A 15,457-nucleotide genomic window follows, 5' to 3' on the forward strand; every position below is an offset into this window, starting at 1 on the left:
ACAATGATGGACGAATCAGCATTAAAGCAGCGCCTGAAAACCGCTTATCAGAACTTTAAAAATCGGGTCTCGGTTGAAGTTCATGATGCAGTCATGCAAAAACTGACCGACATCCACATGCAAGCACAGAGACTGGTTGATGGCCAGGACGGAAAACTTGAGGGGCATGAGTTCGCACATGTCCTGAGTTTGCTGGATCTGGTGCCGGAAGGGGGGCACAAGCTGCCAACCGACAAAAGTCTGTTCCCGACACGAGTCGAATCCGATGGTGAACTGCTCGGGGTCGGTCAATGGGAATTACTGGATCCGAACTGGGCTATTTCATTCGAACAATGGCTGATCCACATTGACGACAAAGCCTCATTTCAAGACCAGCCCCAAAGAATTCCTATTCCCGATGATATTGATATTGCGATTTGCGGCGACTGGGGAACCGGGCCATGGAAACCGGATGCCCCGAGTACAAAAGTTGCCACACAAATCGTGAAATGTGCCCCGCAGCTCACGATCCATCTGGGCGATGTTTATTACGCCGGTACAGTTCAGGAAGAAACGGACAACTTAGTTGAATGCTGGCCCATGGGCAGCATGGGCGGCTTCACGCTCAATTCAAATCACGAAATGTACAATGGTGCGCATTCTTATTTTGAAATCGCTTTGCAGAAGAAATTTGTACAGCAACGCGGCTGCAGCTTTTTCTGTCTGGAGAACAGCCACTGGCTGATTGTTGGTCTGGATACAGCGTATGACGCCGATACCTTTGATTTCTACCTGAAAGGCAAAGTCAACCAAACTCAGCTGACCTGGCTGGCACAGCTGCCCAAAGATAAAAAGGTCATTGTGCTATCGCACCATGAAGGGCTGGCGATCGATGGCCGGAATCACGGCTCCTGTTACCAGCCGGTGGTCGATGCACTGGGACGTGCTCCCACCTTCTGGTTCTGGGGACATCTGCACAACGGGATTGTTTATCAGTCGCAGGCTGGCATGCTGGGTCGTTGTGTCGGCCATGGCGCAATTCCCTACGGTAACGCCAGAATGCTGCAAGGGAATCCGGACATTGCCTGGTACGAAACCCGGAATGCCAACGACCCGAACATCCCGCTGCGCGTGAAAAACGGATTTGCGTTGGTGCAGTTACAGGCCGCACAACTGACTGAATCCATGATTGATGAAGACGGCGGAGTGCCCTTCCATCAGGTCCATGCCTGACCATACATACGCGTGACTATTTGTATGCATGGCCATTTGTATGCATGGCAAAGCGGGCATCATGTGTCGTGACATCACCCCAAAACGGGTGCATGCCACGACACCTCTGGCTTATGCCTGTTCAGATTTCGGCAGCAGAATCCGCCGGTCGATAAGGTCCCGGAGCACCCGGGCAAACACCTGCGGCTGTTCATGATGGGCATTGTGCCCCGCCTCTGGAATCCGGGTCGACGGTAACCCGCTCTCCAGCGCCAGCCGGGTAAATTTACGGTCCTGCGCGCCAAACAGGTAATGTACCGGCACCGGCTGTGTTTTCAGCAGTGCCAGCAGGTCATCCTGCCGGGCCAGAGAGGTTGCCAGCAGCATGTGCGCAACGCTGTCACCACGATTCTCACTTCGCTGAATCACCAGATGCTGTTTTTGTGTCGCCTGAAGAGAAGCAAACACGGGCTGCTGATACCAGTCCTTTAATACCGTACTCACGGGCTCCCGCCTGAAACGGCGTGCCCAGCGTTGATCATGCCGCCAGCGTAAGGCTCTGCAACCCGCTGAAGCCAGCCCGAAGTGCCCGCCTTCGACCACCAGCCCCCGGATATCCAGCGGCGCAAACAGCCCGTTGGCGACCCCGTGCATCGCAATCCGGCCCCCCAGTGAATAGCCGACCAGCAAGACAGGACGGCCCGATAAATTGCCCGCAAGCAGCGTTTCCCTGACCTGACGAACTGCCTCATCGAACGAGCCACACCACACGCCATGGCTCTGACCGTGGCCGGGTAAATCCACCGCCACACACGTGTGCGTCTGCAGATACGCCGTGCAGGAACGCCAGTCATCGCCATTTCCCAGCAGACCATGCAGAAATACCAGAACCGGCTGTTCCGGGTCACTGCCTTCAGCATGAAAGCGGCTAAAGAGCATGCAGCCTCCGGATCAACTGACTGAGCTGTCCGGCAGCCTGTCCCGGCGGCGTTTGCACTTCGACCAGCAAAGCCCCTGTTCCTGAACTGCCTGTCCCCGAACTGAGGTGTTCGCTGACAACCGACTGGTACTCCGCCAGCGTCTCTGCTTTGCAGTAACCTAAACCAAACTGGTGGGCAGCATGCCTAAATGCATAGCCATGGGGCATCTGATACAACCGCTGTTTGTCGTCTTCCGGTACCGGCAGCAAATCAAAAATCGCCCCTCCGTCATTGTTGGTGACCACAATCACGACAGGAACCGTACAATGGCTCAGTAATGCCAGTGAGTTGAGATCGTGCAGCAGCGCGGTATCTCCCAGCATCAGCATCAGGGGCGTACCGGTGGCCCGCTGCACACCAGCCGCTGTGGCGACCAGCCCGTCAATCCCAGATGCACCGCGATTGGAATAAACCGCGCGTCCCCCGAAAACGGTCAGCATGTCCACCAGCCGGGCGATCAGGCTGTTGCCGAGAAACAGACTGGCTTGCTGCCCGCGCTGACTCAGATCCATCGCCAGTGCCATTTCAGTGAGACCCGGCTGTTCTGTACGATCCTCATCCAGCAGCGAGCGGATTTTCCGGGCAGCACTTTGGGTCAGCCCGCTCCAGCTGTTTCGGGCGGCATTTGTGTGTTGTGAAGACATATCCGCCGGTAATACTGCCAGAGCTGCGCGGATCCAGTCGGGGATCTCCGCAACCATCTGTCGCTGCGGCAGGTGACTCTGATTATTCCTGTTGCTATCCGGCGACACATACCAGTAATCACAGGTGCCTTTTCTCACCTGACCGGCCAGCCACTGATTCAGACGCTTGGAAATCAGCCGCGGACCAAATTGCAGGATCAGCCGGCAATCATTCAGCGGCGCTGCCAGCTCAGGGTGCTGCAGCCAGAGATCGTAATGGGCCCAGTCACTGCTGATCCCGGATTGCGGATCACACAGCAGCGGACAACCCAGTTTTTGTGCCAGTTCCGCCACAGCCCGGGCATCACTGGCGGACAAATCACCGGCAATCATCACCACATTTCCGTCCGCCAGTGCAGCGCAATCCGGCGGCAACGCAGGCGCGGCTTTGCCCATGTCATACTGCACATAAGGTGCGGCCTGTGTCAGCCAGTCACCCAGTGCACGCCCATAAGCGCTGTCTTCTGCCAGCCCGGCATCTCCGTAAAGCGGTTCCGGGAAAGGACAGTTGAGATGAAGCGCACCGCCTTCACACCGCTGGCGATGCATCAGCGCATCCACTGAAGTCAGCAACCAGCTCAGCGGCACGTTTTGCGACGGACTGGGCAGTTCCAGGCTGGCCGTCACATGACTGGAGAACAGCCCCGGCTGATAAATGGCCTGATTGGCACCACAGCCAACCAGTTCAACCGGGCGGTCTGCGGTCAACAGCACCAGTTTTTCCCCGGTCAGTCCGGCTTCAACAACGGCAGGTAACAGATTGGCGACAGCCGTGCCGGACGTGACCACCACCGCCACGGGCTGACCACTGGCCTTCGCCAGACCAAGTGCCAGAAAACCCAGTCCGCGTTCATCAAAGTGGGTATGCAAGGTCAGCTTCGGGTTCGCATCGGCTTCCAGTGTCAGCGGCGTCGAGCGCGATCCCGGCGCAATACAAATATGGGCAACACCCTGCCGGGTCAGTTCTTCCAGCAGGATTCTGGACCAGAGGCGGTTCAACTCAGCCTGCGCGATTGGTTTATCGCCTGAAACTTCTGCCACCATCAGGCCACCTCCGATACAGTCAGATCAGATCGAACATCCGTGAAAAGCGCCAGCAGGGTCGACATTTTCTTATCCACTTCCTGCCATTCGCTGGCCGGATCCGAACCCTGCACAATGCCAGCCCCGGCAAATAAATGAAGTTTTTCATCAATCAGATACGCACTGCGCAGGGCGACACAGAATTCTGCTTTGGGCAGGCTGACATAACCCAGCGAACCGGCATACCAGCCCCGCTCAAATGGCTCATGCTTCAGAATAAACTGCATTGCTTTGTGACGCGGTAACCCCGCGACGGCTGCAGTCGGTTGCAAGGCATGCAGCAGTCTGACGCCGCAAACGTCAGGTTTCAGAACGCCGCTGATGTGCCGCTTGAGGTGCTGCACCTGACGCAGCCTGACCAGACTGACCGTATCTTCGGCGGACAGTGAATCGGTATAAGGGCGCAGACGATCAAGAATATCGTCAACGACATACTGATTTTCCTGCAGATTCTTGGCATCCAGACAAAGCCACCGGCCCAGCCGCTGATCGTGGGCTCCGCTTTTGCCCCGGCCAATGGTCCCGGCCAGCGCTTCGGTCTGCAGAGCACGAACTTCCCGGCGGTACAAACGCTCCGGCGTCGAGCCGAGAAATGCCCGTCTTGCATCGAATGCCAGCAGAAAGTGAAAACTGTGACGATTTTCCTGCTGGCTGGCTTTCAGAACCTGAGCCGCAGAGCAGGCCGAATCGAATCCGACTGTGGTCTGACGCGCCAGGACCACTTTATCCATGAACTGTGCCCGGATGTCGCTCAGCGCCCCCCTGACCAGTTTGTGCCAGCCGTCTTGAGCGGGTGCGTGCCGAACCGACACAATCTGCGAGACAATCGGCGGTACCGACGGGTACTCACTGACCAGTTGCTGTAATACCTTAATTGCTGCGTCTTTGCCCGCGTGCAGGTTCACCGCCAGCGACCATTGCTCACCCGACCGGATCAACTCAAGATGCGGCAGAAAAAAGAAAGAAGACTTCGCAGGATCAGGGTTGTCAGCCTGACCATCAAATGCCCGGCATCCCCAGATGCGCTGATCTCCCTGCAGCAGCGCATAGGCGGGCATCGGGTCTGAAAACGTTGCTTGCTGCCCCAGCGCGACCACTTCTTCGACGCCATCCCGGGAATGCCAGTACAGTTTCGGGTAAACCGGCTGCGCATCAAACCAGTCAATGCAAGGATTGACCGAGTCGCCCGTCCGGGATCGTTCACCCACAGGCTCAACCAGACGTACGACGTCTGCAGAAGCCCTTTTGATACGTTCAATCAATGTGGCCGTAGCCTGACAGAAGTGAAACATCTTGACCTCGCTGAACAGATAATCCGACCGATCCATCCCTGCATTCTATTCACAGAGAAAGTTACAAGGCTGAACCAGATCAAAGTTGGCCGTATTTCCGGAGGGAATAAATAGTGTGTCCCGGAATCTTGAAGTTTTTTTCATCGTCCTTATATCCCTGATCAGAAAGCCCCCATTTTCAGCCCGTTTATTTTTTTAGGGATAACAGGAACAGTGTTCCTGCCTGATGAAAGAGGTGAGCATGCTGATGCAATTTCCAAGGCTGCATCTGGAACTGACAGAAAGCCGCCAGACATTCAACCCGGCTGGTCAACCCAAACTCAGTCAACACGCTTGGCCCGCATGTCAGACCTTTCCGGCAAGACCGGTCAATGACAGCACATTTCGTCTGCCCCGGGTACAATTTGTCATGGTCATTGCTGTAAAACGCGAGACGGAGCAACTGAAACCACTGAACAGTCAACCGCCTGTGCTTCATTAACAATTCGCACAACGAACGACTCTGGTTTCAGGAGAAAACGTTCAGAATGCTGCTGCCGGATCAAAGCCATAAAAAACCGGCGCATCATGCGCCGGTGTCAATTTGAAAGTTCTGAATCCGGACTCAGCCGGAATCGGCTCAGTTAATCACAAACAGTGACATGAACTCATGAACCGGGGTGGCTTCCAGTTTGGCCTGATCGCTGCAAAGTTCGAAAATCTTGTCGCAGCTGCCCTGCGGGAAGCGGGTTTGCAGATTCCGTTTAAATTTACGTTCCAGTACCGGAATCCCTTCTTCACGGCGACGGCGGTGACCAATCGGATACTCAACCGACACTTTTTCCGTGCTGGTGCCATCGTTAAAGAAGATCTGAATTGAATTCGCGATCGAACGCTTGTCAGCTTCCAGATACTCCGCGCTATAGCGTTTGTCTTCAATCACTTCCATCTTGCTGCGCAGCACATCAATGCGACTGTCACCCCGGTGGAATTCGTCTTCATAGTGCTCGGCAATCAGATCACCGTGAATCAGCGGCACCGCAATCATGTACTGCAGACAGTGGTCACGGTCGGCCGGGTTCGCCAGATCGCCGGATTTGGAAATAATCCGGATGGCAGATTCATGCGTGGTCACTTCAATCCGCTCGATATCATCCAGACGATCTTTAACCTGATGATGCAGTGCAACGGCACATTCAACCGCTGTCTGAGCGTGAAATTCTGCCGGGAAAGAAATCTTGAACAGCACGTTTTCCATCACATAGCTGCTGAAATCCTGATTGACCTTGAACGGCTGCCCGTTAAACAGCACGTCGTAATAACCCCATTTCGGCGCGGTCAGTACAGACGGCAGTCCCATTTCACCTTTCATCGTGATCATCGCCAGACGCACCGCACGGGACGTCGCATCCCCCGCAGCCCATGATTTCCGGGAACCGGCATTCGGTGCGTGACGGTAAGTCCGCAGCGAACACCCGTCGACCCAGGCCTGAGACACCGCATCAATGATCTGATCCCGGGTGCCGCCCAGCATTTTGGTGACCACAGCCGTTGAGGCCACACGCACCAGCAGCACATGGTCCAGACCGACCCGGTTGTAACTGTTTTCCAGTGCCAGTACGCCCTGAATTTCGTGGGCTTTGATCATCGCTGTCAGTACATCGCGCATCGTCAGCGGCGCTTTGCCTTCTGCGACCGCAACACGGCTGAGGTAATCTGCCGTGGCCAGGATACCGCCCAAATTATCCGACGGATGACCCCATTCCGCTGCCAGCCAGGTGTCGTTGAAATCCAGCCAGCGAATGATACAGCCGATATTAAACGCCGCGGTCACCGGATCCAGCTCATGCGACGTCCCCGGTACCCGCGCGCCGTGGCGCACAGTCGTGCCCGGAACCGTCGGCCCCAGATGCTTGGTACACTCCGGGAAACGCAGTGCCAGCAGACCGCAGCCTAAGGTATCCATCAGACAGTTCCGCGCCGTGTTATAAGCTTCCGCTGAGGTGATCTCGGTCTGCGCGACATAATCGGCAATTTTTACCAGCAGTTCATCAGGTTGCGGGCGTTCATTCAGTTCAACGTTGAGGCTCATTCATCTTTCCTTTTACTTCAGAGTCTTAAATTAGGGTCTAACTTATTTGCGTTTATCAATCGGCAGCCATTCCTGATGATCCGGACCGATATAATCGGCACTCGGACGGATAATCCGGTTGTTGGCGCGCTGTTCATACACATGAGCCGCCCATCCCGTGACCCGGCTCACCACGAAAATCGGGGTAAACAGCTTGGTCGGAATGCCCATAAAGTGATAGGCCGAGGCATGGAAGAAATCGGCATTGGCAAACAGTCCTTTTTCGCGTTTCATCACGGCTTCCACCCGTTCAGAAACCGCATACAGACGGGTGTCGCCTACATCCTGAGACAGCTTGTGCGACCAGGCTTTGATCAGCGCATTACGCGGGTCAGATTCGCGGTAAATCGCATGGCCGAAGCCCATGATTTTTTCTTTATGCGCCAGCATCTTCAGAATATTGGCTTCTGCTTCATCCGGCGTTTGCCAGTGTTCAATCATCGCCATCGCCGCTTCATTGGCCCCGCCGTGCAGCGGACCACGCAGACTGCCAATCGCCGCAGTAATGCAGGAATGCAGATCCGATAACGTCGACGCGCATACCCGTGCGGTAAAAGTCGAGGCATTAAATTCGTGCTCAGCGTAAAGAATCAGCGAGCAGTGCATCACCTGCTTGTGCAGTTCAGAAGGCGCTTTCCCGGTCAGCATTTCCAGGAAGTAGCCGCCGGTGCAGTCCTGATCAGAACCGGCAGTATCAATCCGGACGCCGTCATGGCTGAAGCGGTACCAGTAGCAGATGATGGCAGGCAGCAAGGCCAGAATCGTGTCGGTTTTCTCTGCCTGCTGACTGAAATCCGTTTCCTGATCCAGATTGCCCAGCATTGAACAGCCGGTACGCATCACGTCCATCGGATGGGCATCTGCCGGAATCGCTTCCAGCACAGTTTTCAGCGCATCCGGTAAACCGCGTTTGGCTTTCAGCGTTGCTTTGTACTGATCCAGCTCGGCCTGTGTCGGCAGCTTGCCTTTCAGCAACAGATAAGCGACTTCTTCAAACTGCGCATGGTTCGCCAGATCCGTAATGTCGTAGCCGCGGTAAGTCAGGCCGGTGCCGGTTTTGCCGACGGTGCACAGCGCCGTACTGCCGGCACTCTGACCGCGCAGTCCTGCGCCGCCCAGGGGTTGATTGTGTGAACTGTCCTTGTCTGCCGTGTGTTGATTATCCGCTGTCACTGAATGTGTCGCAGTCATTACAGGCTCCTTTCTTCACGTTGTGTCACGTTATGGATTTGGCCCGGTTCCGGGCAGAGACGCTTACGTCATACGCCTTCTCATGATGATGTTCTTTCTCTGTTGTTTATTCGCTGATGTTCTTTCGCAAATGCTTTGCCGCTGATGTTGCCCGCTTCTCACACCCCGTGAACGGCGAAGCGGCATGTCTCAGGCCTTACCGGCCACTGAACAATTGATCCAGTTTTTGCTCATATTCATGGTAGCCAAGATATTGATACAGCTCCTCACGGGTTTGCATTTGATCCACGACGTTGCGCTGATGTCCGTCTGTCAGCAAATGCTGATATACATTCAGTGCCGCCTGATTCATGGCCCGGAAAGCTGACAGCGGATACAACACCATCTCCACACCCTGTTCTGCGAGCTCATCACAGGAAAACAGTGGTGTCTGGCCAAACTCGGTGATATTCGCCAGTACCGGAACTTTGACCGCATCGACAAACTGGCGGTACTGCTCCAGGGTGTTCATTGCTTCCGGAAAAATCATGTCGGCACCCGCTTCGACACAGGCAATCGCCCGTTCAATCGCCGCATCCATCCCTTCGACCGCCAGTGCATCGGTCCGGGCCATAATGACAAAGCTCTCATCCTGACGGGCATCCACCGCAGCTTTGATGCGATCCACCATCTCACTCTGAGACACAATCGCTTTATTCGGGCGATGGCCGCAGCGTTTTTGAGCCACCTGATCTTCCATGTGCACCGCGGCAGCACCTGAGCGCTCCATCTCCCGAATCGTCCGGGCAATATTAAATGCGCCGCCAAAACCGGTATCAATATCCACCAATAGCGGTAATTCACAGGCTGCGGTGATCCGACGGACATCTTCCGTCACATCGTTGAGGGTGGTAATGCCCAGATCCGGCAGCCCGTAAGATGCATTGGCAATGCCGCCGCCGGAGAGATATATCGCCTGATGTCCCACCTGCTGAGCCATCATGGCACAGTAGGGATTAATGGTGCCGACCACCTGCAACGGGTGATTGTCGGCCACCGCCTGACGAAAACGCTGTCCTGGTTTCATGAGTAACTCCTTGTTTGATTTGGTTCATTCAGCGCGCTGACGATTCATCCTTTCTCAGCTGGCTTTCAATCAGTGTCCGGCTGCGCATGATATGGCGACGCATCAGCATTTCAGCCAGTTCGCCATCACGGTCCCGGATCGCAGACAAGATCTGAACGTGTTCGTTGAGTGCGCGCTCGGGGCGGGCATGTGAGCGGGGCGACTGATACCGGTACATGCGCAGCAGATGATAGAGCTCATCACACAGCAGACTGATCAGCTTGCTGTTGCGGCTGGCCTTGATGATTCGGTAGTGAAAATCAAAATCGCCATGCTGATGAAAATAAGAAGCGCCTTCCACTTCTTCGATATGTTCCTGATGCTGTCTGAGCAGATGATCCAGCCCGTCCAGTTCTTCTTCCGTGATGTGGGCGCACGCCTGACGGGCAGCCATGCCTTCCAGCGCTTCACGAACCGCATAAATCTCTGCCAGTTTGCCCGGGCTGAGCACCACCACCCGGGCCCCCACATGCGGTATCCGTTCAACCAGCCCCAGTGCTTCCACCCGCATCATGGCTTCACGCAGCGGCCCGCGACTGACGGCAAACTGCCGCGCCAGTTCAGGCTCAGAAATTTTGCTGCCTGCCGGGAATACGCCCGTGACAATCCGCTCTACCAGCACTTCCAGCAGGCTGTCCGATTTGGTTGGCTCTTTGGTGTTCTCGGCTTTTCCTGAAGCATCCACCGAAACGACCTTCACATTGTCGACAATATCAATACTCACTGCACTTACCACCAGGCTATAAAAAGCTCAAACCCACACATTGTTAACAATTGGATGTTAATAGAGCAAAAATAGACCGGAAAGCGCAATCCAACAAGTTGATTGTTTAAAGATAATGAATTGCTGGCATTGAGATTGTCGACAATGTGACAGACATCGAGAAAGAATTGAGAAAAGTTCAAGAGAGATTTCAGAAAGGGAGGTTCGCGATATCCGGGGGCATGCACGCCCCCGAATCGATTAACGATAGCTCGTTTTTGCAGTCATCATGTTAAACAGCTGCGGGAAAAATCGTTTGATGGTCGGTGCCCAGCCACTGATCCCTTTGCCGATCACCACCTCATCTTTCCGGGCGGCAATGGCTTTCAGCATCTGGCGAGCTGCATCCGCCGGATCCATGCCATTTTCAATGGAGGCTTCCGGCTTGTTTTGCGCAACGCCCTGTCCGTTCAGCGAATTATGACCAATCGCCGTTTTCACGGAGCCCGGGCAAATCGTCAGGCAATGAATACCGTGCTGACTCACCTCAGCCCGCAAGCAATCCATAAAACCGACCACGGCATATTTCGAACCGGAATAGCCCGTCCTGAATTTCGATCCGACTTTTCCGGCCACACTGCTGATTGCCACGACACTGCCGCCCCCGGTTTCGATCATCCGCGGCAACACGGCTTTGGTCATTGCCACCAGACCGAAGTAGTTCACCTCCATCAGCTGGCGGTACACTTTGAATTCATTTTCCAGAAACAGGCTGCGTTGTGAAATCCCGGCATTGTTCACCAGAATGTCGACACGACCCACCTCGTCCAGCACCGCCGGAATGTCCTGCATCAGCCTTTCCGGCTGCGCCATATCCAGCGGCACGACTTTGTGATTACCCGGCGCAAGATCGGCTTTGATCGCCGCTAACTTCTCTTCATTCCGGGCCGAAAGAATGACATTTGCCCCTTCCTGAGCAAACTGCACCGCTAACTCGCGTCCGATTCCGGAAGAAGCACCGGTGATCCAGACGGTTTTATTCTTAAACAGCATGACATCTCCTTGTCTTGATTTGCTATTCAGAGTTTCAGGGTCTGATGACCCTAGCCTTTATCCTTGATCATGGCTGAACAGGACCTGCATGCTGATCAATATAATCTGCTAAAGACTGGTAATAACCCAAAAGAAACAGAGCCTCGGCCAGTACAAACAACGGACCAATGATCAGTCCGACAAGATCATCCACAAACGCCGGTTTCCGGCCTTCAAAATAGTGCCCGATAAACTGAAACACCCAGCCGACAATGAACAGGCTCAGACTGATCCCCAGCCAGCCCGACATTGGCAGCGACGCAACAGGCATCGCTGCTACCGTCATGACAATCAAAATGGCAGCCATGATGGCTCCCAGCGACCCGCTGAGACGGAGATAAAAAATCACGCACAGTGCCACAGCAATATAGGCGCCATTCAGCACCACGGTACCGAGAACAAACTCGGTTCTGGCCAAGAGGCAAATTGCCGCAAATACGATGGCAGGAATCCCGACAAAATGGGTCAGAATATTCCGCCTGGAACGGTGATAACGCGCGTAATTCGTCAATTGCTCTTCCAGTGTCTTCATGCATCCTCCATGGCGTTTACTGTTACTTGAGCGTCCGCTGCCTTTAAGCTTTTACTCTAATGCTAGGTAAACAACATGTGAAAGTGCCGATTCTGTGATGCCGCCGATAAAAGAAAGAGACAAAAAAGCCAGCCCGCAGGCTGGCTTCAAACGATGGCACACTCGCAAGCTTATTTCACTGATTCAGAAGCCAGCTTATTTTTCCGCCATGATTTCAATTTCGACAATTTCACTTCATGAATCAGAATCGCGGCCAGAATGCAGGCACCACCCAGCATCTGCATGGACGTGACCAACTGCCCCAAAAACACAAAACCCAGAATTAAGGCAAAAATCGGCTCAGATAATTCGACCAGCTGGACGGTCTGGCTTTTCAAAATGGTCAGTGATTTGGTGGTACACCAGAAGCCGCCAATCGTCGGCAGCAAAGCCAGCAGCAACAGTGTCAGCCAGACATCATTTTCCACACCGACAACACCAGACATGGAGAATGGAATCATCAAATAAACCAGACCAAACATCAGCAAACCACAAACCGGAATCAATCCGCCGCCAATATCCAGCTTTTTGTTCAGCACCAAGAACAGTCCGTAACCGACACCCGCCAGCACCGCAAACAGGAAACCGGTTTGATCTGAATTGGCAATATTTTCATTTTCCAGAAAGATTAAATACAGACCCAAAACAGCAAACAGTACCGACATCCATTCCTGACCTGTCAGGTTTCGTTTTTCAAACAACGCGTTCGCAAAAAAAGTCACCAGCGTCGAAACACCAAACAGTAAGAAAACGACCACAGCAACATTGAGCGTTTCATAAGAAGCCGTTTCGAAAAAATACAACATAAAAAAGCCGAAGAAACTGCACACGGCCAGGGATTTCCATTTCGATTTCAAATATGTCATCAACGCCGGTAATTTTCCGGTCACGCCAAGCACCAGAAGAATGATCACAAATGCAACCACGCATTTATAAAACGCAACCGCTTCAGAGGGCAGGCCAGACTGAAACAGATTCACACTCAAAATACCAACCATGCCGTTAAAAAATGCCGCCAGTAATGCCAGAACGACACCAAATATGTGTTTCTTATCCATTAGAATTTCCTGTTACTGCGAGTGGAGTAATTGATGAGCTTACCAGAGACATACATTGAACAATTGCGTCCCGGACTTCAATAGAATTCTCTCCTTCGAAGTGAACTCTTGCGGGTATCTCATCATAGGAGAACTCCGTACTTTCACCACTTGAATTAAATTCCTGGAATGTAACATTCGGATGTTCTAACTGAAATCCATCGGCCAACTGACATCCGGATTCAAACGGATTCGGAACCATCAGAAATCCGGTTACTTTCGTTTCTACCGCTTTCACGGTCTCTCCAAGTGAAGCCTTCGTCCACAAATCGAAGAGATCTACACCCTCATTATTGTAGGCAACAAATGGTATTTCACCACCGCCCACTCTTCCGCCAATTTCCAAAAAGTAAAAATCATCAACATTTTCAATGACTTCTAAATGGACGGCTTGATTTTTAATGTTCAGTAAGTCCGCGACTTGATACGTAAATCGTTTTAATTTTTCATTGACGGATTTATCGTCAATGGTAAATGAGCCAAGCGGGATTTTATTTCTAAAATCAAGACAGGTATTGATATATTTGGAAACTTTGAAATATGGCATCTCATCATGAGAAAGAACGGCATCAACATGATATATCTCACCTTCTATAAACTGTTCAATCTGATACCCTTCAAAGCGCTCCAGAGATGGAATATCTTCGCTTGAAAAAATCTTCTGAACACCTTCAGATGCAGCACCGACTTCCGGTTTGATGATGCAGGGATAACCATATTTCGAGATGAAATCCGTGATATCCTCATGCCGCTTCACCGCCAGAAACATCGGGAACGGAATATCCGACTGCATGAGAGCAGATTTCATCAGTACCTTATTTCGATACAGATCATTATCCTCAACTTTAGCGCCTGGTATCCCTAATGCGTCCCTGATCATGGAAGCACTATCCAGATCATACTCTGAATGTGCGATAACCAAATCAATCCGATCAACCTGATTCATTTCAATCGCAGCGGATAAAACATCTTCACTCTTTAATGCGTCCAGCGCCTTAACATGCAAACAAGTCTTCGGATCGATATATTTTGTTTTATTCTTCAGAGTCACGAATGACACTTGAAAATCATTGTGATCAATATATTTTTTGTAATCTGAAAACATATCATCATAACGATTGATAACTAAGACATGTTTCATAATAATCCCACCTCAGTATTCACTTCATGTACGACACTTTTGATTTCATGATAATCATCGCCGGAGAAAATAAAGTAACCAACGCGTGAGGTCCAATCCTGATGACTACCTAATACATCCCCATGATTAAAGTATATTTCATGCTTTTTGAAAAACTTATGACTCATATACTTTTCAATCGAACTCAGCTCAGTGAAAACCTCTTTGTTCCCTCTGGGGATAAATGAAATTGCAGAAACCACTTTCGGCAAATCAGATCGGGTAATATTCCGGTTTGTATAGGCTGCAATGGTCATCTGTGCTAAGTCGACACCATAAGACTGCTTGATTAACTCAACAATCTTGTCGCCGGGCATCCTCGCCGCCATTTCGATAGCCACAGGCTGACCTTCTGGGCGAACTCTCAGTTCCAGATGGAAAGGACCAATATTGACACCGATAGCGTTCACAACCGCTTCCGCATACTGGCGGATTGTACTCGCGATTGATTCACAGATGTCATGCCCGACAATATGGCCAAACTCGACAAAGTAAGGCTCTTGTCCCAGTACTTTTTCAGTAATGGATACAATTTCTACCTGATTATCAATGACGACACCTTCAACACTGAATTCATGCCCCGGAATATATTCTTCAATAATGAATTTTCCGGACGATACAAAATCCAGATCGTTAAGCGCAGACTGAGACAACCTTGTGACCACTGCAACGAACTCATCAATATTGTCCACTCGTCTGACTTCGGTACTTCCCGACATATCAACCGGCTTGATAACCGCAGGAAAAGTAAAACCATCCGGCAATTCAAGCGGCTGAAGCTCCGTCTCTTTATCGATTGAAAAGTAATGAATATGGCTCAGCTGAGTTTCTTTCAATTTAGTTCTGAAAGCATACTTATCCCGAACGAAATCAATCACAGGTTCGTCCAGATGTGGCAAACCAAAATATTTTGCTAACTGAGAACAGACCGGAACTGTATATTCAGAACCAGGGAAAATGGCTTCTACGTCGCCAAGATATTCAATGGCGTCCACCAGCGCATTCATATCCCTGGAGTCGACTTTAATAACCGATTGAACCAGGCTTCTTAAATCGTGGCTTAGCTTTCTTTCTCCTTCATCAAGACAAAGGATATGTAAATCGATTCCCATTTCTGCTGCCGCATGGATATATGCGGTTCCAGATGATACTGGATCTATGACGACAATACTCACATGA

14 protein-coding genes are annotated in these 15,457 nt (G+C 52.0%); 2 read left to right on the forward strand and 12 right to left on the reverse strand.

Translation table 11 applies throughout. The features are described from left to right. The first annotated feature begins 6 nt into the window (after window positions 1-6). Complete coding sequence (locus tag ACYP03_RS18935) at window positions 7-1,212, forward strand: metallophosphoesterase family protein (RefSeq protein ID WP_459781635.1); 1,206 nt, start codon at window positions 7-9, stop codon at window positions 1,210-1,212. Window positions 1,213-1,323: 111 nt separating this feature from the next. Here the strand turns inward: ACYP03_RS18935 and menH are convergent, their stop codons facing one another. Genes menH through ACYP03_RS18950 form a run of 3 tightly spaced genes read right to left on the reverse strand, consistent with a single transcriptional unit; the run spans window position 1,324 to window position 5,229 of the window. Continuing rightward, entirely contained in the window at window positions 1,324-2,130 is an 807-nt protein-coding gene (gene menH / locus ACYP03_RS18940) for a 2-succinyl-6-hydroxy-2,4-cyclohexadiene-1-carboxylate synthase (protein ID WP_459781638.1), read from the reverse strand. Continuing rightward, window positions 2,120-3,898 (reverse strand): 2-succinyl-5-enolpyruvyl-6-hydroxy-3-cyclohexene-1-carboxylic-acid synthase, encoded by a 1,779-nt coding sequence (gene menD / locus ACYP03_RS18945; protein ID WP_459781640.1) that lies wholly within the window; start codon window positions 3,896-3,898, stop codon window positions 2,120-2,122. Before menD ends, menH begins: the two co-directional genes overlap by 11 nt. Further along, a complete protein-coding gene (locus ACYP03_RS18950; protein WP_459781704.1) occupies window positions 3,898-5,229 on the reverse strand; it encodes an isochorismate synthase in 1,332 nt (443 codons plus the stop codon). Before ACYP03_RS18950 ends, menD begins: the two co-directional genes overlap by 1 nt. Window positions 5,230-5,470: 241 nt before the next feature. Here ACYP03_RS18950 and ACYP03_RS18955 point away from each other — a divergent pair, with 241 nt between their 5' ends. Beyond that, window positions 5,471-5,710, forward strand: coding sequence for a hypothetical protein (locus ACYP03_RS18955; protein WP_330960957.1), 240 nt, complete (start codon window positions 5,471-5,473; stop codon window positions 5,708-5,710). Between the two features lie 138 nt (window positions 5,711-5,848). Here ACYP03_RS18955 and ACYP03_RS18960 read toward each other — a convergent pair whose 3' ends face one another. The 9 genes from ACYP03_RS18960 to ACYP03_RS19000 all read right to left on the reverse strand — a co-directional run bounded on the left by ACYP03_RS18960 (window position 5,849) and on the right by ACYP03_RS19000 (window position 15,453). Beyond that, window positions 5,849-7,300, reverse strand: a complete 1,452-nt coding sequence (locus tag ACYP03_RS18960; RefSeq protein WP_330960956.1) for a bifunctional 2-methylcitrate dehydratase/aconitate hydratase — start codon at window positions 7,298-7,300, stop codon at window positions 5,849-5,851. A gap of 42 nt (window positions 7,301-7,342) precedes the next feature. Further along, window positions 7,343-8,530: a bifunctional 2-methylcitrate synthase/citrate synthase gene (gene prpC / locus ACYP03_RS18965; RefSeq protein ID WP_330960955.1), complete on the reverse strand. Its 1,188-nt coding sequence runs from the start codon at window positions 8,528-8,530 to the stop codon at window positions 7,343-7,345. Between the two features lie 196 nt (window positions 8,531-8,726). Then, entirely contained in the window at window positions 8,727-9,596 is an 870-nt protein-coding gene (prpB, locus tag ACYP03_RS18970; RefSeq protein ID WP_248142901.1) for a methylisocitrate lyase, read from the reverse strand. 28 nt (window positions 9,597-9,624) lie between these two features. Further along, a complete protein-coding gene (locus tag ACYP03_RS18975; RefSeq protein ID WP_459781705.1) occupies window positions 9,625-10,347 on the reverse strand; it encodes a GntR family transcriptional regulator in 723 nt (240 codons plus the stop codon). Between the two features lie 252 nt (window positions 10,348-10,599). Then, window positions 10,600-11,391, reverse strand: a complete 792-nt coding sequence (locus tag ACYP03_RS18980; RefSeq protein ID WP_459781643.1) for an SDR family oxidoreductase — start codon at window positions 11,389-11,391, stop codon at window positions 10,600-10,602. Window positions 11,392-11,458: 67 nt separating this feature from the next. Further along, on the reverse strand, window positions 11,459-11,962 hold the full coding sequence (locus ACYP03_RS18985) for an Mpo1 family 2-hydroxy fatty acid dioxygenase (protein WP_248142903.1): 504 nt from the start codon (window positions 11,960-11,962) through the stop codon (window positions 11,459-11,461). Window positions 11,963-12,132: 170 nt separating this feature from the next. Beyond that, window positions 12,133-13,059: a DMT family transporter gene (locus ACYP03_RS18990; RefSeq protein ID WP_330960951.1), complete on the reverse strand. Its 927-nt coding sequence runs from the start codon at window positions 13,057-13,059 to the stop codon at window positions 12,133-12,135. Further along, the gene (locus ACYP03_RS18995) at window positions 13,052-14,239 is read right to left on the reverse strand and encodes an ATP-grasp domain-containing protein (protein ID WP_459781644.1); all 1,188 of its coding nucleotides are present in this window, start codon (window positions 14,237-14,239) and stop codon (window positions 13,052-13,054) included. The genes ACYP03_RS18990 and ACYP03_RS18995 overlap by 8 nt, the downstream gene beginning before the upstream one ends. Further along, entirely contained in the window at window positions 14,236-15,453 is a 1,218-nt protein-coding gene (locus ACYP03_RS19000; protein WP_459781646.1) for an ATP-grasp domain-containing protein, read from the reverse strand. The genes ACYP03_RS18995 and ACYP03_RS19000 overlap by 4 nt, the downstream gene beginning before the upstream one ends. Window positions 15,454-15,457 lie beyond the last annotated feature (4 nt).

The sequence above is a fragment of the Photobacterium sp. R1 genome (assembly GCF_054600795.1).